Source organism: Streptomyces sp. NPDC093591 (assembly GCF_044764885.1).
Classification (GTDB): Bacteria; Actinomycetota; Actinomycetes; order Streptomycetales; family Streptomycetaceae; genus Streptomyces.
This window is the reverse complement of record NZ_JBIWIY010000012.1, coordinates 1-24,388: the sequence shown is the minus strand read 5'-3', so window position 1 is coordinate 24,388 and position 24,388 is coordinate 1. Positions and strand designations below refer to the sequence as shown.

The 24,388-nt window shown below is 68.2% G+C and carries 21 protein-coding genes and 2 tRNA genes; 11 read left to right on the top strand and 12 right to left on the bottom strand.

Translation table 11 applies throughout. From position 1 onward, the window contains the following. Nucleotides 1-97 precede the first annotated feature (97 nt). Both ACIREI_RS25120 and ACIREI_RS25115 read left to right on the top strand, forming a co-directional pair. Nucleotides 98-170: transfer RNA gene (locus ACIREI_RS25120), tRNA-Ala, on the top strand. Nucleotides 171-590: 420 nt separating this feature from the next. Continuing rightward, nucleotides 591-752, top strand: a complete 162-nt coding sequence (locus tag ACIREI_RS25115; protein WP_403336849.1) for a hypothetical protein — start codon at nt 591-593, stop codon at nt 750-752. 132 nt (nt 753-884) lie between these two features. Here the strand turns inward: ACIREI_RS25115 and ACIREI_RS25110 are convergent, their stop codons facing one another. Then, a complete protein-coding gene (locus tag ACIREI_RS25110; protein WP_403336846.1) occupies nt 885-1,598 on the bottom strand; it encodes a DUF5324 family protein in 714 nt (237 codons plus the stop codon). A 327-nt stretch (nt 1,599-1,925) separates the two neighbouring features. On the opposite strand from ACIREI_RS25110, the gene ACIREI_RS25105 reads away from it, so the two are divergent. Together ACIREI_RS25105 and ACIREI_RS25100 are read left to right on the top strand one after the other, a co-directional pair. After that, the gene (locus ACIREI_RS25105) at nt 1,926-2,459 is read left to right on the top strand and encodes a peptidylprolyl isomerase (protein ID WP_403336843.1); all 534 of its coding nucleotides are present in this window, start codon (nt 1,926-1,928) and stop codon (nt 2,457-2,459) included. A 120-nt stretch (nt 2,460-2,579) separates the two neighbouring features. After that, nucleotides 2,580-3,467 carry a rhomboid family intramembrane serine protease gene (locus ACIREI_RS25100; RefSeq protein WP_403336841.1) on the top strand — a complete coding sequence of 296 codons (888 nt, stop codon included), beginning with the start codon at nt 2,580-2,582 and terminating at the stop codon, nt 3,465-3,467. A gap of 269 nt (nt 3,468-3,736) precedes the next feature. Here ACIREI_RS25100 and crgA read toward each other — a convergent pair whose 3' ends face one another. Continuing rightward, entirely contained in the window at nt 3,737-3,991 is a 255-nt protein-coding gene (crgA, locus tag ACIREI_RS25095; RefSeq protein ID WP_030047324.1) for a cell division protein CrgA, read from the bottom strand. A gap of 141 nt (nt 3,992-4,132) precedes the next feature. On the opposite strand from crgA, the gene ACIREI_RS25090 reads away from it, so the two are divergent. From ACIREI_RS25090 to ACIREI_RS25065, 6 genes are read left to right on the top strand one after another with little or no spacing between them, the layout of a single operon-like run. Then, nucleotides 4,133-4,909, top strand: coding sequence for a DUF881 domain-containing protein (locus ACIREI_RS25090; RefSeq protein WP_403336838.1), 777 nt, complete (start codon nt 4,133-4,135; stop codon nt 4,907-4,909). 19 nt (nt 4,910-4,928) lie between these two features. Further along, nucleotides 4,929-5,642, top strand: coding sequence for a class E sortase (locus ACIREI_RS25085; RefSeq protein WP_403336835.1), 714 nt, complete (start codon nt 4,929-4,931; stop codon nt 5,640-5,642). A gap of 17 nt (nt 5,643-5,659) precedes the next feature. Then, the gene (locus tag ACIREI_RS25080) at nt 5,660-5,857 is read left to right on the top strand and encodes a hypothetical protein (RefSeq protein WP_199830144.1); all 198 of its coding nucleotides are present in this window, start codon (nt 5,660-5,662) and stop codon (nt 5,855-5,857) included. Beyond that, nucleotides 5,854-6,492, top strand: a complete 639-nt coding sequence (locus ACIREI_RS25075) for an aminodeoxychorismate/anthranilate synthase component II (protein WP_403336832.1) — start codon at nt 5,854-5,856, stop codon at nt 6,490-6,492. Before ACIREI_RS25080 ends, ACIREI_RS25075 begins: the two co-directional genes overlap by 4 nt. Continuing rightward, nucleotides 6,489-7,790: a class E sortase gene (locus tag ACIREI_RS25070; protein WP_403336830.1), complete on the top strand. Its 1,302-nt coding sequence runs from the start codon at nt 6,489-6,491 to the stop codon at nt 7,788-7,790. The genes ACIREI_RS25075 and ACIREI_RS25070 overlap by 4 nt, the downstream gene beginning before the upstream one ends. Before the next feature lie 6 nt (nt 7,791-7,796). Next, nucleotides 7,797-8,573: a class E sortase gene (locus ACIREI_RS25065; protein WP_403336827.1), complete on the top strand. Its 777-nt coding sequence runs from the start codon at nt 7,797-7,799 to the stop codon at nt 8,571-8,573. A 94-nt stretch (nt 8,574-8,667) separates the two neighbouring features. Here ACIREI_RS25065 and ACIREI_RS25060 read toward each other — a convergent pair whose 3' ends face one another. From ACIREI_RS25060 to ACIREI_RS25030, 7 genes are all read right to left on the bottom strand, one after another. Further along, the gene (locus ACIREI_RS25060) at nt 8,668-9,198 is read right to left on the bottom strand and encodes a restriction endonuclease (RefSeq protein WP_403336824.1); all 531 of its coding nucleotides are present in this window, start codon (nt 9,196-9,198) and stop codon (nt 8,668-8,670) included. Between the two features lie 720 nt (nt 9,199-9,918). Then, nucleotides 9,919-11,940 carry a Stk1 family PASTA domain-containing Ser/Thr kinase gene (gene pknB / locus ACIREI_RS25055; protein ID WP_403336821.1) on the bottom strand — a complete coding sequence of 674 codons (2,022 nt, stop codon included), beginning with the start codon at nt 11,938-11,940 and terminating at the stop codon, nt 9,919-9,921. Between the two features lie 169 nt (nt 11,941-12,109). Then, entirely contained in the window at nt 12,110-13,585 is a 1,476-nt protein-coding gene (locus ACIREI_RS25050; RefSeq protein WP_403336818.1) for a peptidoglycan D,D-transpeptidase FtsI family protein, read from the bottom strand. Next, nucleotides 13,582-15,030: an FtsW/RodA/SpoVE family cell cycle protein gene (locus tag ACIREI_RS25045; protein WP_403336815.1), complete on the bottom strand. Its 1,449-nt coding sequence runs from the start codon at nt 15,028-15,030 to the stop codon at nt 13,582-13,584. Before ACIREI_RS25045 ends, ACIREI_RS25050 begins: the two co-directional genes overlap by 4 nt. Nucleotides 15,031-15,058: 28 nt before the next feature. Continuing rightward, nucleotides 15,059-16,603 (bottom strand): Stp1/IreP family PP2C-type Ser/Thr phosphatase, encoded by a 1,545-nt coding sequence (locus ACIREI_RS25040; protein WP_403336813.1) that lies wholly within the window; start codon nt 16,601-16,603, stop codon nt 15,059-15,061. A gap of 128 nt (nt 16,604-16,731) precedes the next feature. Then, on the bottom strand, nt 16,732-17,244 hold the full coding sequence (locus ACIREI_RS25035; RefSeq protein WP_403336810.1) for an FHA domain-containing protein: 513 nt from the start codon (nt 17,242-17,244) through the stop codon (nt 16,732-16,734). Nucleotides 17,245-17,254: 10 nt separating this feature from the next. Then, nucleotides 17,255-18,133 carry an FhaA domain-containing protein gene (locus ACIREI_RS25030; RefSeq protein WP_403336807.1) on the bottom strand — a complete coding sequence of 293 codons (879 nt, stop codon included), beginning with the start codon at nt 18,131-18,133 and terminating at the stop codon, nt 17,255-17,257. Nucleotides 18,134-18,618: 485 nt separating this feature from the next. Here ACIREI_RS25030 and ACIREI_RS25025 point away from each other — a divergent pair. Further along, nucleotides 18,619-18,702: transfer RNA gene (locus ACIREI_RS25025), tRNA-Leu, on the top strand. Nucleotides 18,703-18,807: 105 nt separating this feature from the next. Here ACIREI_RS25025 and ACIREI_RS25020 read toward each other — a convergent pair. From ACIREI_RS25020 to ACIREI_RS25010, 3 genes are all read right to left on the bottom strand, one after another. Beyond that, on the bottom strand, nt 18,808-19,014 hold the full coding sequence (locus ACIREI_RS25020) for a hypothetical protein (protein WP_403336804.1): 207 nt from the start codon (nt 19,012-19,014) through the stop codon (nt 18,808-18,810). 405 nt (nt 19,015-19,419) lie between these two features. Continuing rightward, nucleotides 19,420-20,184 (bottom strand): ribosome-inactivating family protein, encoded by a 765-nt coding sequence (locus tag ACIREI_RS25015; RefSeq protein ID WP_403336802.1) that lies wholly within the window; start codon nt 20,182-20,184, stop codon nt 19,420-19,422. Nucleotides 20,185-21,238: 1,054 nt separating this feature from the next. Continuing rightward, on the bottom strand, nt 21,239-24,388 hold a 3,150-nt coding region (locus ACIREI_RS25010), incomplete at its 5' end, for a WD40 repeat domain-containing protein (RefSeq protein WP_403336799.1).

Here is a 24,388-nt window from a genome sequence, read left to right as displayed (position 1 = left end):
GACCCCCAATCTTTTTGCGAGATACGGGGGGCGACCCGGTACTCTGGTCTGCGGCACCTGCCGGTACGTGGTTCTTCCGGTGGGATGCTCCCTTTCCGGGGCCTTAGCTCAGTTGGTAGAGCGCTGTCTTTGCATGGCAGATGTCAGGGGTTCGACTCCCCTAGGCTCCACACCTCGTACCGGTCAGACGCCCTCGCGGGCTCTGGCCGGTTTTGCATTCCGTGGGCTCCAGGCGCAGCCGGTTCCTGGGTGACGTGCATCACGTGACCGGTGGTGGGGTGGTTGCTGGTGTTTGCGCAAATCGGTGCGGCGAATGCGGCATGCAGGGTGGACGGTAGGTGTCCCACGCGGCGCCAGGGGCGCGCGCTCCGGTATCGAGGCCTTGCGTGAGCTGGTGTGAACGCGCGCGAGTAACCAGGAAGATGCACTCCGTTAAGAACATATGTGCGGGACCTGCACACGCGGCCCGTTGCAAACGTCATCGTGCGGTGAGTGCGTAAACACGCCCCATCCCGAGGTTGCCGGGGGCACTGACAGGCCTCGCGTGACATCAGGACGGCACAGCACCACCGGCCAACTGTCCGCGCCAGATGGACGTCGTCTTCCTGCACTTCGACCCCGGCCACAGCGCGGTCGAGACAGCAGTCGCCCTCGGCATCGGCCCCAGCCGGTGGCAGTGCGCCGCCCGCCCCGCCGCTCCGTGGGTCGCTGGCGAGGGCGCCGAGGAGGAGAAACAGGCGGCCTTGCCGTGAGCACGGGCCTGAGCGGAGGTGATGTTCCACGTGAAACATCACTGTGGGGCGGGAGACCCTCAAGTCCTCCGCCCCACAGCGCAGTTCGTCGTGCAGGCCGTCACCAGCCCTCACACGTCAGCTGCCCTCACATCACCGGCCCTCGTCGCGCCGGGCAGCCTCCTCCTCGGCCTCCTTCGCCTGGACCTCAGGATCGAGAACCGACTGGCCGCTGCCGTCCACCGAAGAAAGACGGCTCGACTCCGGCACCTCGGTCGCGGCAGGGGGCTCGACCAACCAGTCCGGGTTGGCCTGCTTGTCCCACCACTTCCAGGCGGCAAAGGCACCACCCGCGAGAACACCGACCAACGCCAGCACCCTCGCGGCACGGCCGGCCTTGGCACGCCGCTGGTGCTTGCGCACCAGTTTCTCGATCTCCTTCGGCGAGACCTGACCGCGCAGCGCAGCCAGCGCGGCGGCACCACGCGCAGCGGCCTCGCCCCTGACGGGCCCGGCCGCGGCCACCGCCTGCTCGATCCTCGGCCGGGAATAGTCGGCGGCCTGCCGAGCCGCCTTGCGCGTACGGGCGGCCGCCTCATGAGCAGCCAGATCGACCTTCGGCGGCACATGTGCACGGGCCTGCTCCAGACGCGGCGCGACATGCACCCCGTACTGCAGCAGGGCTTGCGCGCGGGCCTGCTCGGTGGCCTGCGTCACCTTCGGCGCGAGCCGTACGCGTGCCTCGTGTGCGTAGTGCGCGGCCCTGTCCTTGGCGGTGTCGGCGTAGGGCGCCACCACTTCCGCGGCGTGCAGCACGCTGTCCTTCGCCGAGCCGGTCGCGGCGCGCACGCTGTCAATGCGGGTCACGGGATCCTCCTCCTCGGTGGCGTACGGTATTTCGACTCTCCACCCTTTTACGGATCATGCCTCCCCGACCGCTCCGCAGCATGCGAAGGCAGGCATATGGGTGCGGATGGAGTTGATCGAGTGCAATAGCGGATCAATAAGGGACAACGGGAGCTTGTCGTCGACAATGCCACGGATCCCCGCGCCGCGCGCCCTAACCCGGGAGTACTCGAGCAGTTTTCTGCAAGGGATCGCCCAGGTTGCGTGCCCATGAACGAGCGACGGGCGACGTGAGCCGCCGTCCGTGCGAGGATCGGGGAGTCACAGAAAGACAACGGAAGGCAGATCGTGGCCGAGCAGCTCTACGCCACCCTGAAGACCAACCACGGCGACATCCAGGTCCGGCTCCTCCCGAACCACGCGCCGATCACGGTCAAGAACTTCGTCGAGCTAGCCAAGGGCGAGCGTGAGTGGACCAACCCCACCACCGGTGAGAAGTCCACCACCAAGCTCTACGACGGCACGGTCTTCCACCGCGTCATCAGCGGCTTCATGATCCAGGGCGGCGACCCCCTCGGCAACGGCACCGGCGGCCCCGGCTACCAGTTCCAGGACGAGTTCCACCCGGACCTCCGCTTCGACAAGCCCTACCTGCTCGCCATGGCCAACGCAGGCCCGGGCACCAACGGCTCGCAGTTCTTCATCACCGTCTCCCCGACGACCTGGCTGAACCGCAAGCACACCATCTTCGGCGAGGTCATCGACCCCGCCAGCCAGAAGGTCGTCGACGCCATCGCGACCGTCCAGACCAACCCGCGCACCGACCGCCCGGTGAGCGACGTCGTCATCGAGTCGGTCCTCGTCGAGACCCGCGAAGGCTGAGCCCGAGACGCAGCCGAGTCCGACACCTCCCGCAGGGAACCAAACGCCCCGCTCGTCCGTAAGGATGAGCGGGGCGGTGTATTGAGGACGTGCACCGCGTAAGACGACCTAGGGGACCTCATGGACCAGCCGGCAGGCAGCCCGCAGGACGCGCAGAGCCTGCCCGTCTGCTACCGCCACCCGGATCGCGAAACCGGCGTCCGCTGCACCCGCTGTGAGCGCCCCATCTGCCCGGACTGCATGGTCAGCGCGTCCGTCGGCTTCCAGTGCCCCCATTGCGTCCGCACCGGCTCCGGCACAGGGCACGCCCCCACCGCCTCCCAGCCCCGCACGCTGGCCGGCGGCACCATCACGGCCGACCCCCGGCTGTTCACCAAGATCCTCATCGGCATCAACATCGCGGTCTTCATCGCCGTGCACGCATGGTCGTCACTGCTCAACGACCTCGTCCTCCTCGGCGCATGGCCACCGGCCCCGTTCACGCCCACCGAGGGCGTCGCCGGAGGCGAGTGGTACCGCCTGGTCACCTCGATGTTCACCCACGAGGAGCCATGGCACATCGGCTTCAACATGCTCAGCCTGTGGTTCCTCGGCGGCCCCCTGGAAGCCGCCCTCGGCCGCGCACGCTACCTCACCGTCTACTTCGTCTCGGGCCTGGCGGGCAGCGCCCTCGCCTACCTGCTGACCTCTCCCACCACGGCCACGCTCGGCGCCTCCGGTGCCATCTTCGGCCTGTTCGGCGCCACCGCCGTCCTGATGAGGCGGCTCAACTACGACATGCGGCCGATCATCGCCCTGCTGGTGATCAACCTGATCTTCACCTTCAGCCCAGGCTTCAACATCTCCTGGCAGGCCCACATCGGTGGCCTGGTCGCCGGCGTCATCACGGGGTACGCGATGGTCCACGCCCCGCGCGAACGCCGCACTCTCGTGCAGTACGGGGCTTCCGCTCTCGTACTGGCTGTCGTGGTGCTCCTGACCCTGCTCAGGACCGCGCAGCTCACCTGACGCGTCCTGTTGTCCACAGCGTGTGGCGGATCTTGTGCACGCTGTGCGGGAACAACTGTGCCCCCTGTCTGGAACCGGCGTTTCCACAGGTCAGGCAGGGGGCGAACAGGCTTTCGACAAGTCGTGGTTGACCGGTAGTTCCGTCACACCGGCGTCAACTGTCGATGGGTTATCCACAGATCGTCTTTCTTTTTCAACACTGTGGAAAACGGCTGTGGATAACTCACCGGATAGCCCTGGGCAGAGCTGCGTTCACCGCTGCTTGGCCGCTACTTCCACTGCGTGGAGACGCCGAATCCGGCGGCGATGAAGCCGAAGCCCACGACGATGTTCCAGTTGCCCAGCGCATCGATGGGCAGCGAACCGTCGGTCACGTAGAAGACGACGATCCAGGCGAGGCCGATGAGGAACATGGCCAGCATCACGGGGGCGACCCACGCGCGGCTGTTCAGCTTGATGGCGGTCGCCTGCTTCGACGGCGGCGGCGTGTAGTCGGCCTTCTTGCGGATACGTGACTTCGGCACGAGGGTCTCTCCTGTCGATGCGCTGCGTGGCCGCGCAGGGAACTGTGGCTGGCTCGGGGCAGCGTACAAGGGGACTCTGATTGCTCCCCCGGGCGTCCGTTAGCGTAGTGCTTCCGCGGCGCCGAAGGAGATAAGGGTACGTTGAGCAATTCTGCCGACTCCCCCGGGTCAGGATCCAGTCCTGTCCGCAGCCGTTTCCGGCCGGTGCGGGTGCTGACCGCGGCTGTCTTCGCTCTCGCGGGGCTCATATTCTTCACGAGTTTCAACACGGCCAAGGGCACCAACATCCGCACGGACGCCTCGCTCCTGAAGCTTTCGGACCTGATCCAGGAGCGCAGTCACGAGAACGGCGAGCTCAACGAGTCCAACGCGGCCCTGAGGGACGACGTGGAGGCGCTGGCCGAGCGCGACGACGGCAGCACCAAGGCCGAGGACGACAAGCTGGCGGCGCTGGAGCAGCGTGCGGGGACGCAGAAGCTGACGGGCGAGGCGATCACGGTCACGCTGAACGACGCCCCGCCGGACGCCACGGCCAAGCTTCCTGGTTATCCCGAGCCGCAGCCGGACTATCTGGTCATTCACCAGCAGGATCTCCAGGCCGTGGTCAACGCGTTGTGGCAGAGCGGTGCCAAGGGCATCAAGGTCATGGACCAGCGGCTGATCTCCACCAGCGCGGTGCGTTGCGTGGGCAACACCCTGATCCTTCAGGGCCGGGTCTACTCGCCGCCGTACAAGATCACGGCGGTCGGTGACCCGGAGAAGATGCAGAAGGCGCTCGCGGCTTCGCCGGCGATCCAGAACTACATGGTGTACGTCAATGTCTACGGTCTCGGATGGAAAGTCACCGAGGACGGGACGGTGACTCTGCCGGGCTACTCGGGCACAGTGGATCTGCGGTACGCCAAGCCCGTGGAGTGAGCCTTCTCTGGAGCTGCCGGTGCGTGTTGTCGTCAGGACCGTCAGCGAGCTGTGTATCACCGTGGGCACGGTGATCGTTCTTTTCGTCGTCTATGTACTGTTCTGGACCGGCGTGAAGGCCGACCACGTCATGGACGATCAGATCGATCGGTTACAGGAGCGGTGGGCGCAGGGGGCGGTGCGGCCGACGGATGCGGAATCCGGTGGCGCCGCGAGTCCGGGCAGGAACCCGCAGTCGAGTCCGCCGAAGCCCGCGCCGTACACCGCGGACGAGCCTTTCGCGATCATGTACATCCCGCGTCTTGGTTTCACGTGGAACAAGCCGGTGCTCGAAGGCACCGCCACCAAGACCCTCAAGAAGGGGCTGGGCCACTACGCGAATACCGCCCAGCTCGGTCAGAAGGGCAACTTCTCGGTGGCCGGCCACCGGCGTACGTACGGTGATCCGTTCAAGGACTTCCCCAGGCTGCGTCCCGGTGATGCGGTGGTGCTGACGGACGGGACGTCCTGGTTCACGTATCGGATCGACAAAGGCCCTTACAAAACACTGCCCACGGATATTGAGGTGATCGATCCTGTGCCCCGTAAGTCGGGGTACACGAGGGAGGGCCGTTATCTGACCCTGACCACGTGCGATCCGGAGTGGGGGCACAGTCACCGGCTGATCGTGTGGGCGCATCTGGACTCCGTCCAGCCTGTGGAGGCCGGGAAACCGGAGGCGTTGCGCCGTTAGTCTGGTGGCTGTACGGCGTGAGTCTGGTGCCGTGGTGCGACGGAAGGGACGGCATGTACGGCTGGATCTGGCGGCATCTGCCGGGGAATGCGTGGGTGAGGGCGCTGATCTCGCTCGCTCTGGTCGTGGCCGTGGTCTACGTCCTGTTCAACTACGTCTTCCCGTGGGCCGAACCGCTCCTGCCCTTCAACGATGTGACGGTGGACAACCAGTGAGCGCGCGCATCCTTGTCGTGGACAACTACGACAGCTTCGTCTTCAACCTGGTCCAGTACCTGTATCAGCTGGGCGCCGAGTGCGAGGTGCTGCGCAACGACGAGGTGTCGACGGCGCACGCCCAGGACGGCTTCGACGGCGTGCTGCTGTCGCCGGGTCCGGGTACGCCGGAGGAGGCCGGGGTCTGCATCGAGATGGTGCGCCACTGTGCCTCGACCGGGGTGCCGGTCTTCGGTGTCTGTCTCGGTATGCAGTCGATGCAGGTGGCGTACGGCGGTGTGGTGGATCGTGCGCCGGAGTTGCTGCACGGTAAGACCTCGCTGGTCGAGCATGCGGGCAGGGGTGTCTTCGCGGGCCTGCCGACGCCGTTCACGGCGACGCGCTACCACTCCCTCGCCGCCGAGCCGGAGACGGTGCCGGCCGAGCTGGAGGTGACCGCGCGTACGCACGACGGCATCATCATGGGCCTGCGGCACCGTGAACTTCCGGTCGAGGGTGTGCAGTTCCACCCCGAGTCGGTGTTGACCGAGCACGGGCACCGGATGCTGGCCAACTGGCTGGTGGAGTGCGGCGACCAGGGTGCGGTGGCGAGGTCGGCGGGGCTCGCCCCGGTGGTGGGCAGGGCCACGGCGTGACCGCGCTGCGCCCCGAGCGCGAGTCCGGCGCCGCGTACGGGGAGTCCTTCACGGATTCCTACGGCGGCGCCGGCGACCAGGGCACCTCGTACGGGCAGCAGCCGTACGAGGAGTCCGGTGCGCTCGGGGAGTGGTACGGCGGGGAGGGGTACGTCGCTCAGGGGCAGGGCGCCGGGGGGTATGGCGCTGACGGTCACGGCGGCGAGGGCTATGGGGGCGAGGGCTACGGCGCTGCCGGTTACGGCGCCGAGGGGCCTGCCGCGTCCCAAGAGCCGTACGCGGAACCGCATGTGGAACCGTATGCCGAGCCGCGCGTGGAACCGCACGTTGAACCGTATGCGGAGCCGTACATACCCCCGCCCGATGACGAGACCGTGGCGTTGCGGATAGCCGATCCGCCCGTCGGCGAGTCCAAATCGGCTTCTGCGGCCTCCTCCGCCCCTCCAGCCACAGGAACCCCTATGGGCGGCCGTGCGGCCCGTAGAAAGGCCGCCAAGCGGCGTCACGGGCGTCATGGCGGCTCCCGTCAGGAGTCCGAGGCCGGTGAGGCGGCGGAGAGTGGCTCGGAGGCTTCTCAGGCCCCGCTCTCGCGGGTGGAGGCCCGTAGGCAGGCGCGGGCGCGCAGGCCCAGTCCGGCCGTCCTTGCCAGCCGGGCGATCGGTGAGGTGTTCATCACCACCGGCGTGCTGATGCTGCTGTTCGTGAGCTATCAGCTGTGGTGGACGAACGTCCGGGCGCATGCGCAGGCGGACAGGGAGGCGAGCAGCCTTCAGGACGACTGGGCGAGCGGCAAGCGTGCCCCGGGGACGTTCGAGCCGGGGCAGGGGTTCGCCATCCTGCACATTCCGAAGCTGGACGTCGTCGTTCCGATCGCGGAGGGCGTCAGCAACAAGAAGGTGCTCGACCGGGGCATGGTCGGTCACTACGGCGAGGGCAAGCTGAAGACGGCGATGCCGGATGCCAAGACCGGGAACTTCGGGCTGGCCGGGCATCGTAATACGCACGGCGAACCGTTCCGGTACATCAACCGGCTCACGCCCGGCGACGAGATCGTCGTGGAGACGCAGGACAAGTATTTCGTCTACAAGATGGCGTCGATCCTGCCGGTGACGTCGCCGAGCAATGTGAGCGTGCTGGATCCGGTTCCGCGGGACGCGGGTTTCACCAAGGTGGGGCGTTACATCACGCTCACCACGTGCACGCCGGAGTTCACCAGCAAATACCGGATGATCGTCTGGGGCAAGATGGTCGAGGAACGGCCGCGCAGCAAGGGCAAGCCGGATGCGCTCGTCAGTTAAGGGCAGATGAACGTGGCAGCGACGACCGACGACACCGAGCACGCGGAGCGCACCGCCGCGACCGAGTCCCAGCGCCGGCCGGCTCGACGCCGCGGCATGGGCCGGATCGCGATGGCGGTCAGCGTGTTCGGGGAACTCCTCATCACGGCGGGCCTGGTGCTGGGCCTGTTCGTCGTCTACTCCCTGTGGTGGACGAACGTCGTCGCCGACCGTGAGGCGAGCAAACAGGCCGACAAGGTCCGTGACATCTGGGCCCACCAGGACGACGGGGACTCCGGCCGTCCCGCCGAGTTCGACTCGAAGAACGGCATCGGCTTTCTGCACGTGCCCACGATGAGCGGGGACGACATCCTGGTCGAGAAGGGCACGTCGTCGAAGGTCCTCAACGATGGCGTGGCCGGCTACTACACCGACCCGGTCAAGGCGACCCTGCCGACCTCGGGCAAGAAGGGCAACTTCTCCGTCGCTGCCCACCGCGACGGCCATGGCGCGGAGTTCCACAACATCCACAAGATCAAGAAGGGTGACCCGATCGTCTTCGAGACGAAGGACAAGTGGTACGTCTACAAGGTCTACGCCATCCTTCCCGAGACCTCGAAGTACAACGTCAAGGTCCTCTCCGCCGTCCCGAAGGAGTCGGGGAAGACGAAGGCGGGCCGCTACATCACGCTGACGACGTGCACGCCGGTGTACACGAGCCGGTATCGGTATGTGGTGTGGGGGGAGCTGGAGCGGGTGGAGAAGGTCAATGAGCAGCGGTCGTTGCCGGAGGAGCTGCGCTGACTGACCCCCTCTTTGAGGGGGGGCAGTCATTAACATGGCGAAGGCCCGAAGCCGCAACTTGCTCTTGCGGCTTCGGGCCTTTCGCGTGCGATGCCTATCGCAGTGCTTTGAGACGCACTCCCGCGCTCCATGCCTCCAACTCGTCGCGGTTGACGGTGATGACTCCGCTCAGATCGGCGATCGCTTGTGCTTCGCTGCTGAAGTTGCAGGTGGCGACGAAGAGCGCGATATCGACCTGGCCGATCGCGCGCGTTGCTCCGGCGAACTTCTGCATGTCAGCGCTGGGGACGGACACGCGACCGGTCCGGTTCTTGCACTGGACGGCCAAGCTGCGTCCGTCCGCTGTGCGCCCGGTGACGTCGATGCCCCGGTCGCTGCGGGCCTGCCGTACGACGACGTCCGTGCAGCCGTCCCGGCGCAGCAGGTCGGCGACATGACGCTCGAACGCCTGCCAGGTCATGGCCGCGATGGAGGCCCTGACTTGGTCGGTCGGAGCGTCTCCTTCCAGGGTGCTGATCCGCCGGTGGTGCCAGCAGAGCTTGGCTTCGACGTTCTCGATGTCCTTGCGGAGTTCGATGAGTTCGCGGCGGTGTTCGCCGGCGGTGGCGATCAGGGCGTTGAACATGGGGACGACGGTCTTGCCGAGAACGTGGGCGATGCGCTGGTCGATGTGGTCGTCGAGGGAGACGATGTCGGCGGGGGCTGGGGTTTTCCACAGGCTGTGTGCGGGCCGCGTACTCCATGTCGAGGAGGTACACGCGCACCTGACGTGCGACTTCGCTGTCTCGGAGCAGCATGGCGACGTTGAGGACGGCTCGGCGTGACCAGACGGCCAGGCTGGAGCGCCGCTGTGGATAACCACCTCCGGAAGTGGAACTCACATTGAGTTCCTGAAATTCACGCAGGTCAGCACCGCGCAGCACCTGCATGCCGTTGGACTCCAGCTCCTGCCGATGGCGGCTGAGCAGGTTGTTGATGACTGTCTCGGCGACCTCGAAGTACGCCGCCACCATCGCCGTAGTCACATGCATCCCGTCCGGCAGCAGCGACAGCGCCTTCACCCTGTCGAGTACGTCGGTTCGTTCCTGCACGCTGTCGCGCAGGCTCTTCGACTCCAGCAGTGCCGACTCGTTGATCACGTTCTGCCCTTCCGTTCGTGTGGTGTGGCCGTATGGCCCGGGGCAGAGCTCTGACTCCCCACCCCACCCGATCAACGAGTCGTGAAATGGGAAGACACGATCGACGGAGGAACGCATGTCCTACGAGTTCGTGGTCACGGCAGCCGGACATGGCTGAGCCCCGGCACCCTGAGCAGGGCGCCGGGGCTCAGCCATGTAGGCCGGGGTCAGTCCTCCGTGCGGGCGGACGTTCCTGTCACGCCGCCGAAGATCTGGCCGCCATTGTCATTGCCACCGTTGTTTCCGCCGTTGTTGCCGAAACTAACGGTGGTCAGCGTGACCTGGGTGCTCGCCGGGTCGTCGACCTGCTGGTTGCCCTTCGGGTCCTGATCGGTGACGAAGGCGGTGTCGCTCTGGTCGCTGCCGTTGGCGAATTGGATGTTGGTGAAGCCGGCTGCCTGCAGGGTCTGCTTGGCCTGGCCCACCGTCTGACCGACGACGTTGGGGACCTGGGTCTTCTGCTGGGCCTGCTTTCCGATCTGAATGTTCACCGAGGAGTTCTTGTCAGCCGAGCTGCCCGCCTCCGGCGAGGTCGCGATGACCTTGCCGACCTGGTTCGGGTCCTGGGTCTCCACCTCGGTGCAGTTGCCGACCAGGTTGTTGGCCGTCATCTGGGCCTTCGCCTCGTCGCAGGACTTGCCGAGGACGTCCGGCACGGTGGCCTTCTCCTCCTCCTTGGCGACGGTGAGGGTGATCGTCGTGCCCTTTTCCTGCTCCGTGTCACCCTTGGGGTCCTGGTCGATGACGACGCCCGGAGTGCGGTCGGACTCCTCGGTCTTCTGCTCGACCTTGAAGCCCTTGTCCTCGAGCTGGGCCTGCGCCTTGTCGAAGGTCAGGCCTGTGACATCCGGCACAGCCAACTTCGGCGCACCGGTCGACACCACGATGTTGACCGTGGAGTTCTTCTCGACCGTTGTCTTGGCGGCAGGGTCCTGGTCGCAGATCTTGCCCTTGGGCTGGTCCTCGCACTCCTTCGGCGTGACCGTCCCCAGCTTGAGGTCGACGTTGCCGAGAAGTTCTTTCGCGCTGGTCTCCGTCTCGCCGACGAGGCTCGGTACGGGCACCGTGTTGTTGCTCGCCCCCTGGCCGTCGAACACCCACTTGCCGATGAGGATCGCGCCCACGAGTACCAGCACGGCCGCGACGGCCAGCAGGATCGTCGAGGTGTTGGACTTCTTCTGGCGGCGTCGGTCGACGCGGTCGTCGTAGCCGTAGCCGCCGTCGTCGGGGTTCATGGGCGGCAGCATCGACGTGGCGCCGGCGTCCGTGGCGCGCAGGGCCGTGGTCGGCTGGTCGTCGGGGTAGCCGCCGTAGCCGACGGAGCCCATGGCCGCGGTTGCCGCCACCGGCTGGCCGTCGAGGCAGGCCTCGATGTCGGCACGCATCTCGTCGGCGGACTGATAGCGGTAGTTGGGGTCCTTGACCAGGGCCTTCAACACGATCGCGTCCATCTCGGGCGTGATCTCGGGGTCGAAGACGGACGGGGCCTGGGCCTCCTCGCGGACGTGCTGGTAGGCGACCGCGACCGGGGAGTCGCCGACGAAGGGCGGGCGGACCGTCAGGAGTTCGTAGAGCAGACAGCCGGTCGAGTACAGGTCCGAGCGGGCATCCACCTGCTCGCCTTTCGCCTGCTCCGGCGAGAGGTACTGGGCGGTGCCGATGACGGCCGCGGTCTGGGTCATCGTCATGCCGGAGTCGCCCATGGCGCGGGCGATGCCGAAGTCCATGACCTTGACCTGGCCGTTGCGCGTCAGCATGACGTTCGCGGGCTTGATGTCGCGGTGGACGATGCCGTTGCGGTGGGCGTACTCCAGGCCCTGGAGGATGCCGATGGTCATTTCCATGGCGCGCTCGGGCAGGAGCTTGCGGCCGCTGTGCAGCAGCTCGCGGAGCGTCGAGCCGTCCACGTACTCCATGACGATGTACGGGATCGACACGTTGTCGATGTAGTCCTCGCCCGTGTCGTAGACCGCGACGATCGCGGGATGGTTGAGCGAGGCGGCCGACTGGGCCTCCCGGCGGAACCGGGCCTGGAAGGACGGGTCGCGCGCGAGGTCCGCTCGCAGCGTCTTCACCGCCACGGTGCGGCCGAGGCGGGTGTCATGCGCGAGGTAGACCTCCGCCATGCCACCACGACCGAGCACCTGGCCCAGTTCGTACCGGCCGCCGAGGCGACGCGGCTCTTCCATAGCTACCTACCAGCCCTCTCCGTCGGTCCCGCCCTCACCCTTGTGGGTGTGGCGGTGGTCCGTCCGGGCATACCGTACCCGGCTCATCTTGTGTGACCTGGCCAAGCCCGTAACCCGATACAGGACCGGTATCGCAACGTGCACCGATGTGAAGGGGACGTGAGCGGGGTCACTTCCTGTTGCCGATGACCGCCTCCATGACCTTCTTTGCGATGGGGGCCGCGAGGCCGCCGCCGGAGATGTCGTCGCGGACCGCGTTCTCGTCCTCGATGACCACGGCCACGGCGACGGGTGAGCTGTTGTCGCTGAGCTTGGCGTAGGAGATGAACCACGCGTAGGGGTTCTCGCTGTTGTCCACGCCGTGCTGGGCGGTACCGGTCTTGCCGCCCACCTTGACGCCGCTGATCTGCGCGTTCTTACCCGTGCCCTTCTCGACGACCGTCTCCATCATCGACTGCAGGATCTCCGCGTTCGCCGCCGAGAGCGGCTTGCTGAGCTCCTCGGGCGTCGTCGTCTCGAGGGGGTCGAGGTTGTGGGTCTGGACCTCGTCGACCATGTACGGCTTCATCAGCGTGCCGTCGTTGGCGACGGCCGAGGCCACCATGGCCATCTGCAGCGGGGTGGCGGCGGTGTTGAACTGGCCGATGGAGGACAGCGCGGTCTGCGAGGGGTTCATGTCGTCGGAGAAGACCGACGCGCTGGTGCGGACCGGCGTGAACTGCTCCTCGGTGAAGCCGAACTTCTTGGCTTCTTCCAGCATCTTGTCGTTGCCGAGGTCGGAACCGACCTTGCCGAAGACGGTGTTGCAGGAGTACTGCAGGGCGACCCGCAGCGTCGCGTTCTTACAGGGGATGTTGCCCTCGTTCTTCAGCACGGTCGTGGTGCCCGGCATGGTCCACGGCAGCGGCGTCTTGGTGGGCGAGTCCGCGTCCGTGTAGAGGCCGTTCTCGAGTGCCGCGGCGGCGGTGACGACCTTGAAGGTCGAGCCGGGCGGGTAGACCTCGCGCAGCGCCCGGTTGAGCATCGGGTCGTCGGGGTTGTTCTTCTTCTGGAGCTTCTTCCAGGCCTCTTCGTCGGAGGTGCTGCCGCCGGCGATCGTGCCGGGGTCGTACGACGGGTAGGAGGCCAGCGCCAGGATCTTGCCGGTGGACGGCTCGATGGCGGCCACGGCGCCCTTGGCGCCCTGCGCCTTCAGGCCGTTGTACGCGGCTTTCTGCGCGGCGGCGTTGAGGGTGGTGACGACGTTGCCGCCTTCCCTCTCCTTGCCGGTGATCATGTCGAGGGTGTTGCGGAAGAAGAGGCGGTCGTCGGTGCCGCTGAGGATGCCGTCCTCGATGGACTCCAGCTGGTTGGCGCCGTAGGCCTGCGAGACGAAGCCGGTGACGGGCGCCCACATTGCGCCGTTCTTGTAGGTGCGCTTGTACTTGAAGTCGCCCGTCGTCGTCTCCGCGTACCCGGTGATCGGGTTTCCGCCGACGATGATGTCGCCGCGCGGTGTGGCATAGCGCTCGATGGCGACCCGGCGGTTCTTGGGGTCGTCCTTCAGGCTGTCGGCCTTGACGTACTGGAGCCAGTTGTCCCGGATGAGCAGGGCGAGGATGAGCAGGCCACAGAAGATCGCGATCCGGCGCAGGGGCTTGTTCATGTCGGTCGGACCACCTGGGTCATCTCGGCGTCGGGGTTCGGGGCGGGGGCGGGCGCCGGGCGGCGCGCGGTGTCGCTGATGCGGATGAGTACGCCGATCAGTGCCCAGTTGGCGATGACGGAGGAGCCGCCGTACGCCAGGAAGGGCATCGTCATACCGGTCAGCGGGATCAGGCCCATCACACCGCCGGCCACGACGAAGACCTGGAGCGCGAAGGCGCCGGAGAGTCCGATGGCGAGCAGCTTGCCGAAGGGGTCGCGGGCGGCGAGGGCGGTGCGCACGCCGCGCTCCACGATCAGGCCGTAGATCAGGAGGATCGCCATGACGCCGGCGAGGCCCAGCTCCTCGCCGAAGGTGGCGAGGATGAAGTCGGAGTTGGCGGCGAAGCGGATGAGCTCGGAGTGGCCCTGGCCCCAGCCGGTGCCGAGGGTGCCGCCGGAGCCGAAGGCCCACAGGGCCTGCATCGACTGCTCGGAATGGCCGGCGACGCCCTGCTGGCTGAGGGTGTACTCGCGCATCGGGTCGAGCCAGGCGGCGACACGCTGCTGGACGTGCGGTTCGAAGCTGGCCACGCCGACGGCGCCGGCCCCGGACATCAGCAGACCGAAGACGATCCAGCTGGTCCGCTCGGTGGCGACGTACAGCATGATGACGAACATTCCGAAGAACAGCAGCGACGTGCCGAGGTCGGTCTCGAAGACCAGGATGAGGATCGAGATCATCCAGACGACGATGATCGGGCCGAGGTCGCGGCCGCGCGGCAGGTACAGGCCCATGAAGCGGCGGCTGGCGAGGGCCAGTGCGTCGCGCTTGACCATGAGGTAGCCGGCGAAGAAGACCGCCAGCACGATCTTGGCGAACTCACCGGGCTGGATGGTGAAGCTGCCGACCTGGATCCAGATCTTGGCGCCGTACGTGAGTTCGGCGCCGAGGCCCGGGACCAGCGGGAGCAGCAGCAGGATCAGCGCACCGACCATGGAGATGTAGGTGTAGCGCTGCAGCGTGCGGTGGTCCTTGAGGAAGATCAGCACCACGATGAACAGGGCGATCCCCATCGCCGTGTAGATCAGCTGGTTGGTCGCCTTGCCGCCGGCCTGGCCGATCTGTTGCAGCAGCTTCGACTGGTCCAGCCGCCAGATGGCCACCAGCCCCAGTCCGTTCAGCAGCGTCGCCAGCGGCAGCAGCAGCGGGTCCGCGTAGGGCGCGAACTTCCGTACGGCGAGATGGCCCACGCCGGCCAGCAGGCCGAGCCCCACTCCGTAGCTGAGCAGCCCGGCCGGCACCTGGTCGTCGATCGCCAACCCCACGTTGGCGTAGGCGAACACCGGGATGACGACCGCGAACACCAGCAGCGCGAGCTCGGTGTTGCGCCGGCTCGGCGCGCCGATCGCGCCGATCGTGGACGTGTGGTGCGTCGGCGAGTGCGTTGAATTCGTACCGCTCATGGATGTGACGGGGCCTCTCACGGCTTGCCTACTGCGTACCGCAGTTCGAGACGACCTTCTGCTCTTCCTCCGAGAGAGTGGGGCCGGGGTTTGGCGTCGCAGTCGGTGTCGGGGAGGTGGACGGGTTCGGGGAGTTGGTGGCCGACGGATTCGGCGTGGGTGTCGCCTTGGACGTAAGAGAGGTACGGGTGGTTCCCGTGGTGCCTCCGGCCTCGCCCTCGCCCGTCCTGGAGTTCTTCTCGTTCTCGGCGGCCTGCTGCTCGGCGCGCTTCTGGCACGCGGAGGCCTGCAGGGCGAGCTCGTCGATCTTCGCCTGGGCGTCCTTCAGGCCGCCCTCGGTGATGGTCCCCTCGACCAGCTTCTTCTGGTACGGCGGCAGGTACTTGAGTTCGATCTCGGGGTGGTCCTTCTCCACCTTCGAGAGCGAGACCCAGGCCAGGTCCTGGCTGATCCCGCGGTACAGCGCGACGTGTTCCTCGTTTGCGCCGACGTAGTACTGGGTCTGCGTCCAGCGCCAGCCGCCGTACAGGCCGCCGCCGATCACGCCGAGCGCGAGGGCGATGTAGAAGGATCTCTTCAGCCACTTGCGGCCCTTGCGGGGCTTGACGAAGTCGTCGTCGCCGTAGTCGCCGAAGCTGCCGGCCGGGATGTAGCCGGTGGTGTCGCCGGAGCCGGGCGGGCCGAACTCGCCGCCTCCGCCGCCCTGTCCGGGCACCGGGCGGCCGAGCCCGGAGGCGCGTCCGGCGGGGGTCTGCATGATGCCGTTGTCGTGCAACTGGTGCTGGTTCTCGGCGACGGCGCCGACCACGACCGGGGTGTCGGACAGCTGCCCGGCGAGGGTGTCGCCGGTGTCCAGGTCGAGGACGTCCGCGATGATCACGGTGATGTTGTCGGGGCCGCCACCGCGCAGCGCGAGCTGGATGAGCTCCTGGACGGTCTCCTGGGGGCCCTGGTAGCTGGCGAGGGTGTCCTCCAGGGTCTGGTGGGACACCACGCCGGACAGGCCGTCGGAGCAGATCAAGTACCGGTCGCCGGCGCGGACTTCGCGGATGGAGAGGTCGGGCTCGACGTGGTCGCCGCTGCCCAGCGCGCGCATCAGCAGGGAGCGCTGCGGGTGGGTGGTGGCTTCCTCTTCGGTGATGCGGCCCTCGTCGACGAGGCGCTGCACCCAGGTGTGGTCCTGGGTGATCTGCGTGAGGACGCCGTCGCGCAGCAGGTAGGCGCGTGAGTCGCCGACGTGGACGAGGCCGAGCCGCTGGCCGGTCCACAGCAGGGCCGTCAGGGTCGTCCCCATGCCCTCGAGCTGGGGGTCTTCCTCGACCATCGAGCGCAGCTGGTCGTTGGCGCGCTGTACGGCGGTGCCGAGCGAGGTGAGGAGGTCCGAGCCGGGGACGTCGTCGTCGAGCGCGACGATGGTGGAGATGGCCTCGGAGGAGGCGACCTCGCCGGCGGCCGCGCCGCCCATGCCGTCGGCGATGGCGAGCAGGCGGGGTCCGGCGTATCCGGAGTCCTCGTTGCCCTCCCGGATCATGCCTTTGTGCGATCCGGCGGCGAAGCGCAGTGACAGACTCATGCGCACCTCGCCTGTCGGCTCCGGGTACATCCGCACGGTGCCCACCCTCCGGTCGGGAGCGCGCCGGGGCCCGGTGTGGGGGCCCACGCCGCGTGCTCGCTCCGCTCGCGCCTATTCATGATGTAGCACTACTTCCGCAGCTCGATGACGGTCTTGCCGATGCGGATCGGCGCGCCCAGCGGAATCGGTGTGGGGGTCGTCAGCCGCGTTCGGTCGAGGTACGTGCCGTTGGTGGAGCCCAGGTCCTCGACGATCCACTGGCCGTCGCGGTCCGGGTAGATCCTGGCATGTCGGCTGGAGGCGTAGTCGTCGTCCAGCACGATGGTGCTGTCGTGCGCCCGGCCCAGGGTGATGGTCTGGCCCTGGAGCGCGACGGTGGTGCCGGTGAGGGTGCCCTCGGACACGACCAGCTTGGTGGGGGCGTTACGGCGCTGGCGGCCGCCGCCCTGCTGGCCGCGCTGCTGCGGAGGCGCCGCCTGCCGGGCGGCCTGCTGGGACCGGCCGGCCTCGCGCCTGGAGCCGCGCTGGGTGACGCGCGTACCGAACAGGTCGCTGCGGATGACCTGCACGGCCACGATCACGAACAGCCACAGTACGGCCAGGAAACCCAGCCGCATGACCGTGAGGGTCAGCTCTGACATTGCCCCCGCTTCACCCTTCGGCTTGCCGGTAAATGATGGTGGTGCTGCCCACGACGATCCGCGAGCCGTCGCGGAGCGTAGCGCGGGTGGTGTGCTGCCCGTCCACCACGATGCCGTTGGTGGACCCGAGATCCTGGATCGTCGAGGGCGTTCCGGTCCGGATCTCACAGTGCCGGCGGGAGACGCCGGGGTCGTCGATCCGCACGTCGGCTTCGGTGCTGCGGCCCAGCACCAGCGTCGGGCGGGAGATCTGATGGCGGGTGCCGTTGATCTCGATCCAGTAGCGGGTGCGTCCGCCGGCGGCGGGAGCCGCGGGGCGCTGGCCGCCCGCGGGCTGCGGGTAGCCGTAACCGCCGGGTCGGCCGCCGGGTGGCGGCGCGGCCGGCATGGGCGGGGCGCCGGCGGGTGCGGCGGCCGGCGGGTAGCCGTAGCCGCCCTGGCCCTGGGCACCACCGGGCCGCCCGGCCGGGGCGGCGGGTGCGGGAGCCGGTCGGCCGCCGCCCTGCTGGTCGGTGGAGCCGGCGAGCGTACGGCTGCGCACGCGGTACAGGCCGGTGTCGAGGTCGTCGGCCTTCTCCAGATTGACCTTGATCGGGCCCATGAAGGTGTAGCGCTGCTGCTTGGCGTAGTCGCGGACCATGCCGGCGAGCTCGTCGCCGAGCTGGCCGGAGTAGGGGCTCAGGCGCTCGTGGTCCGGCGCGCTCAGCTCCACGATGAAGTCGTTGGGGACGACCGTGCGGTCGCGGTTCCAGATGGTCGCGTTGTTGTCGCACTCGCGCTGGAGCGCTCCCGCGATCTCCACGGGCTGGACCTCTGACTTGAACACCTTGGCGAAGGTGCCGTTGACCAGACCTTCGAGACGCTGCTCGAACTTCTTCAGGACTCCCATGGGGCACCTCCTCCGTCGCCTGCTTCGTCCTGCATCCCGCCGGGCGGGCGCTGCCTTACCTGGTACTGCTTACTGATCGTATCCACGCGCCGGTCAATCGGCTGGTTCCCCCTGTCGGCCCGGTCGACGGGTGTCGACGCCCTCGAAGTTCCCTGTGGGGCTCTGCTTCGAACTCCTCAGGGACATCGTCCTGCCATGGATCGTAGAGGCGGCCGCAAACCAGTGTCCCGCACCTGACTGTGGACCCCTACCGGCTCCTGGACAGATGCGTGGTACCGGTACGAGGTTGATACGTGAACAGGTACTCGTCGATACGGAACGGCGGGCGCCGCGGGTTGGTCGGTGCTGTCGGGGGGAGTGCCGACGGTGCTGGTGGGCGGCTGCCCGGGGGTAAGGGATGTGAACCCACCCTGGCCGGCGTGCTAATGTTCTGCGTGTCGGAAGGCGCCGGACCGCAAGGAAAGAAGCCCGAGGACACACCCAATGCGCGGGTGGCGGAATAGGCAGACGCGCTGGATTCAGGTTCCAGTGCCCGCAAGGGCGTGGGGGTTCAACTCCCCCCTCGCGCACGCTGAGAAACCGATGAAACGGGTCTCTGCAGGTGACGGAAGTCACCGCAGGGGCCCGTTTCTCGTTTTCATGATCGCTGTGAGGCATCACACAGCCTGATCAGGTCACACCACAGGCCCCGACGCGTGAGCTATCTCACGGGTGGGGCCTGGCTTCGCTGTGCTGCTGTTGGGTGGTTTCGGCATGATGCGGTAGCGAGGCAGTGCCAGCGACCCTCGACACCAGCGGCCCGCGACGAGGATCGCGCCGTGCGTGCCGGCCTGCTTGCCGAGCTGGTCCGCGCGGTAGTCGTAGACGGGCTTGAAGCCCATGGCGGGAGCTGGGAGGACTTCAAGGTGGGTGTGCCGTCGTCAAGGAGTACGGCGTCCTGCTCGGTGTCACGGGGCACATGAGATGGGCGTCGTAGCCGAAGAGGTACGCGACCACGGCCCCGGCTTCCCGCCCGACCTGCTGCATCTCCTCGCGGCCGACTTCGCGGACGGCGGTTCGGCGGTGCCAGGTGATACGCGTACTGCTCCTCCCGGTGCCGGGGCTGGCCATGTCCACGGGAATCGGGCTCTGGCGCAGATCTTGGGGAGCAGTCGCGGAGGGCAGCCGCAGTGTTCGGTTGCGAGGGTTCGGGGTTGGGCGAGACCGGGGCTCCAGTCGGCGACGCCGGTGTCGACGGAGAGGTCGGTGCGGTTGGTGCGGCCGATGAAGACAAGGCTGATGCCGGTCTAGTTACGCATCAGGCCGACCTGCTGCGCGGTGACGAAGACGTCGGACCCGTTGTCCATGCCGTTCGCGATGCGGTCGGCGATGGGGCGGAACCGGGAGGCCTTGGTGATGGCGATGATGTAGCGCAGCATGCCGCGCGCCTGGGCGGTGCGGTCGGTGCCGCGGATGCCGAGGTCCCTGAGGCTGTTCTCGAGGCTGAACTTGCTCAGGTTGACGGCGGTCAGCGACTGGTTCGCGACGCGGGCGAGGGCGTCGTAGCCCTCCTTGCCGAGGAACCAGTTGTCGTCGGTGGCGTCCTCCTTGCCGGGGATGTCGGAGGCGAGGTTCAGGACGAAGTCGTGCGGGGTGTCGCTGGAGAAGAACCGCACGATGCAGAAGTCGCTGAGCCGTACGACCGCATGCAGCGCGGGGGTGTGGTTGCCGCTGCTGATCACAATGTCGGCGAAACTCCGGGTCTCCGTGTTGTCGGTGATGACGACGTTCACCCCGGTGTCGACGTCGGGTGGGACGCGGCCGTTGGCCGAGGTCTCGGCGAGGTTCCGCAGCTGGTCGAGCATGGTCAGATAGGCGCCCGAGCCGCGGTTGATGTTCCAGTGGACCTGTGGGAAGTCGACGTGTTTCTTGCCGGCGACGGTTTCGGCGTTGATCGTCCCACGGTCCGTCGCCGTCGAGCCGGATGTCTCGGTTCCCCTGGGCGCCAGCATGATCACCAGGACTCCGAGAAGGACGGACAAGGCGACCACGAAGAGGACGCTGGTGGGCATGGCGTGCTCCGGTTGTTCGACGTGCAGCGATGTCACGACCGACGCTCACAGCCGGGAGGTTGTTTGGCAGGCCCCTTTTGCCGCCACAGACAATTCCGGAGGATCTAATTCCACATTACTTGTCCGGACGTCAACGTAAGGCAGTGCGCGGGAGCGACGGGTCGCGGAGCTCCGGCGTACGGTGGCTGCCCGGCAACCTGCTCGACGCCCCGCCCGCCTCTTCGCGCCGGGGCCGAAGCTGTCGCCCGCGCGCTCGCCCCGCGCACGTTTCCCGGAGCGATGGCCGGCGACGGCCAGGCCACGGGAGTGTGGAACAGACTGCAGGAGTCGTTCGTGCGGCAGCTGATGTCAGCGACCGGCGAAAGCGGCCATCCCCTGGGTCTTGGTCCAACTCGATGCCGGCTCGCTTTGCGGCAAGACGGGAGGCCATGGCGTCACAGCCGAGGTACGAACCGGGACGGTGACCGGCACACCGACGCGAAGGCACCTCGGGAGCCGCCGGCGCCGCAGTGTGCAGCCCGCGGTGTGGGGGACGGGAATCGTCGAACGGTTCCCCGCGAGGACACACGGCGAGGGCACCCCGTGCTCGCGCAGCACGGAAGAGATCCGGTCCCAGTCTCCGCGGGCCCGGTGGACGACGGCGAGGAGCCCGAACGCGGCAGGGAGCGCCGGCAGGGCGTAGGCCGGCAGCAGGAACCGCGGCGCGGCGTCGGGGACGAGGAAGAGATACGGCGCCGCCGTGGCCACCGCCACCGACAGCCACAGTGGTGCGGCAACGGGTCGAGGGATCCGACGGGAGAGCTGTCCATGAAGATCCGGAAGACCGGCCGCCGTCGAATGGCCGTGCGGGCGCAAGTGCCAGGGCTGGATCGAGGTCCGCTGCGGCAAGTGCGACCACGGCCACTACTTCTGGTACTACCCGTGCAAGGGCTTCACGGGCCTCCAGATCAACAGGCCGGTGACGAACACGGACGGCACGGTGAAGGGCATGTGGTTCTGGGCTAACGCGAACTGGACATGCTGACCCGGCCACTTTCATGATCCACGGAGCCGGTCAGGGGCAGACCCGCCTGTACGGCCGGTCCGGAACGTAGGTGCGCCACTGCGCCCGGGTCAGCTCCGCGTTCCCGGTACGGGAGCAGACGAGGGACACCGCGCGGTCCGGATCCACCACGTACCGCTGGAGCGGGACGTGCTTGCCGCCCGCGTACAGCGTGGTGCTGTCCGGGCTGAAGGCGAGCGTGTCGACGCTCTCACCGGGGGTGGGAAGAGAAGGACCGAGGGGTTGCTGGGTTGCGATGTCCCAGAGTTGGACGGTCCCCGCGTCGCCGCCGACGGCAAGCGTGCTGCCGTCCGGACTGAACGCGAGAGCCGTGATCGCCTCGGCTGAGTCGGAGGACGGATCGACGGGCGCCAGAAAGACGTTCCTCAGGATGCCCGCTCGGTGCCGGAGGTCGCCGTCCCACAGGGCCACCCGCCCGGTCCAGTCGCCCGCCGCCAGACCGGAGCCGTCGGGAGCGAAGGCGATGGCTCCGATGCTGTCGTGCTGGACGAGGTCATGGGCGTGGGACCGGCCCGCTCGGACGACGCGGTTGTCGGTCACGAGGAGCCCGCCGTCCGGGCTGACGGCCAGATGACCGCCGCCGGGGCCGGGCAGGAGCGCCGTCCTCCGCTGCCGAGTGGTGTCCCATGTCTCGTTGTCGTAGCCGTCCTCGGTCAAACGTCCGGTGAGGAGCGTACGACCGCCCGGTCCCAGGGCGATCGTGTCCGTGGGCGTCGAGGACGCCGTCGCCAGGTCCACAGTGGTCTGCACCCGGCCGGCGGCCACGTCCCACACCGTCAGACGCTGAGACGCCGTGTCCCAGGGGACGAAGATTCCGTACGCGAACGTGCCGCCGTCGGGGCTGAAGGACAGCAAAGGCTCGGTGACGGCCGCGGGGACCTCCGGCATGCCGTTGCGGGAGACGGGAAGTGACGGGGTCGGCAGGGTGCGCAGCAGACGGCCGTCGCGCGTGTTGCGCAGCTGGAAGACGTAGCGGTCACCGATACGTTCGGCGGTGGCGAGCGTCCTGCCGTCGGGGCTGAGCCGGACCCCGGCGAGCGGACTCTTGCGCCAGGCGCGGGTGAGCGTCGTGGTGAGGTCGAGGGTGTGGACCGTGCCCCCTTCGAGGTACCGCAGCAGGGGCCGCGAGGAGTCCCAGGCGAGACCGGAGAGCGCCTCGTTGGCCAAGGAGTGCCGGAAAACGGGGGCACCGCCGGTGGACAAACGCCACACGCTGATCTCCCGGCCCCCGCCGGTCGCCAGGAACGAGCCGTCCGCGCTCACGACGGCCCAAAGGGCACCTGGATGGGTGACGTCGGCGAGCTGCCGTCCCGAGGTGGTGTCCCATACACGCACCCGGTCCCCGGCGAGAGCGAGGAGCCGGCCGCCGGTGAGGCCCAGGAAGGCGTCGTCCCCACAGACGCCGCGAGCGCTCGTCCAGGCGCCGGAGCGGACGCTGCGCGCGGAGGTGTCCCAGACCTGTGGGGCCCGGCCGCGCGGGCAGACGGCCAGTAGCCGGTCGTCGTCGGCCGCTGCGTGGGTGAGCTCCCCGCTGCCGGCCGAGGGGGTCCGGAAGACCAGATGGCCGTCGGTGAGGGAGTAGAGCCCGGCCCGGTCGTCGTCCGGGCTCCTCACCAGGTAGTTGTGGCCGCTTGCCCCGAAGGTCACGGTGTCCCTGAACGGCAGGGGGTCCCCGATCCAGCGCCTCGTTCGGGTGTCCCACAGCCGCTGGGTGTCCTGGGCGGTCTGGATGACGAGCACCCGGCCGCCCGGAGCCGCGCCGAGTAGCGCCCCGTGAGGTACCGGTCCCGAGGCGATACGGCGGTGGGTGCCTACATCCCACGTTCGCCAGGTGCCGTCGCTGATGCTGAGCAGAGTGCGCCCGGAGACGTCGAGGTACCGCTCCGGTGTGTCACCGGGCGCCGGGTCGGTGAAGTTGTCCAGTTCGGGCTGGGCCAGTGCGCCCAGCAGGGCTCGGCGGGATTCCGGCAGCTCAGAGATGCGCCATGCGGCGGCGCCGAGCAGCATCGCGGTGCGCGGGTCGGTGGTACGCAGCGCGTCGGCGACCGCGGCCACCCGGCGGGCCGCCGTGTCGGTGGTCTTCTTCTCGCTGTCCTGACGCAGTCGCACGGCGGTCAGGCCGACGACCAGGGCCACCGCCAGCACGGCGCAGAGCGAGGCCGTGAGTATGCGGCTGCGGCGCCGGGCCCGGGTGGCGGCCCGCTCTTCCGTCGTCCGCTGCTCCGCCGCGGCGACCAGGAAGGCCGTCTCCTCGGACGTCAGGCCGTCGTGGCCGCGGTCGTCGCCCGCGAACAGTTCCTCGGCCCGCGCCAGGCGGGTGCCCCGGTAGAGCGTGCCCGGGTCGCGGTCGTGCTCCAGCCAGGTGCGGGTGGCGTCGGTCAGCTGCCGGTGGTGGCGCAGCCGCTCCCGGTCCGCGTCGATCCACTCGCGCAGCCGCGGCCAGCAGGTGATGAGCGCCTCGTGGGCGAGCTGCACTCCGTCGTCGTCGGTGGTCAGCAGCCGGGCCCGGGTCAGCCGCCCGGCGACGGCTCGCACCTCGGGGTCCTCCCACCCGGCCATTTCCTCCCAGCTGAGCGGGCGGCGCGTGTCGGCGTTGCCCTGGCCGGGCTCGACCATCCGCAGGAGCAGGTGCCGGGCGGCGTGCGCCTGCGCCGGTGAGAGCTCCCCGTACGCCTCCTCGGCGCTGGCCGCGATCGCGCCGCGGACCCCGCCGGCCGCTTCGTACGCGGCCAGGGTCAGCATCCGTCCCTTGCGCCGCCGCCAGGTCTCCAACAGGGCGTGGGACAGCATCGGCAGTGCGCCGGGCTCGTCGAGCACGTCCTCGACGATCCGTGCGGTCAGGGTCCGCTCCACGATGAGCCCGGCCGCCTGCGCGGGACCGACCACCGCCTCGCGCAGCTCGTCCGCGGTCATGGACCTGACCAGGAGCCCGCTGGTGTGCAGCGCCTCCGCCAGTCGCGGGTGCTCGGCGCACCGCGCGTAGAAGTCGGACCGTACGGCTATGAGCACGCGCAATCGGCTCCCCGGGTCGCGCGCGGCGAGCAGGAGGTCGAGGAAGCGGTCCCGCTCGGCGCGCTCGCGGCAGAGGGTGAAGACCTCCTCGAACTGATCCACCACCACCCAGCTCTCCGGATCGTCGGC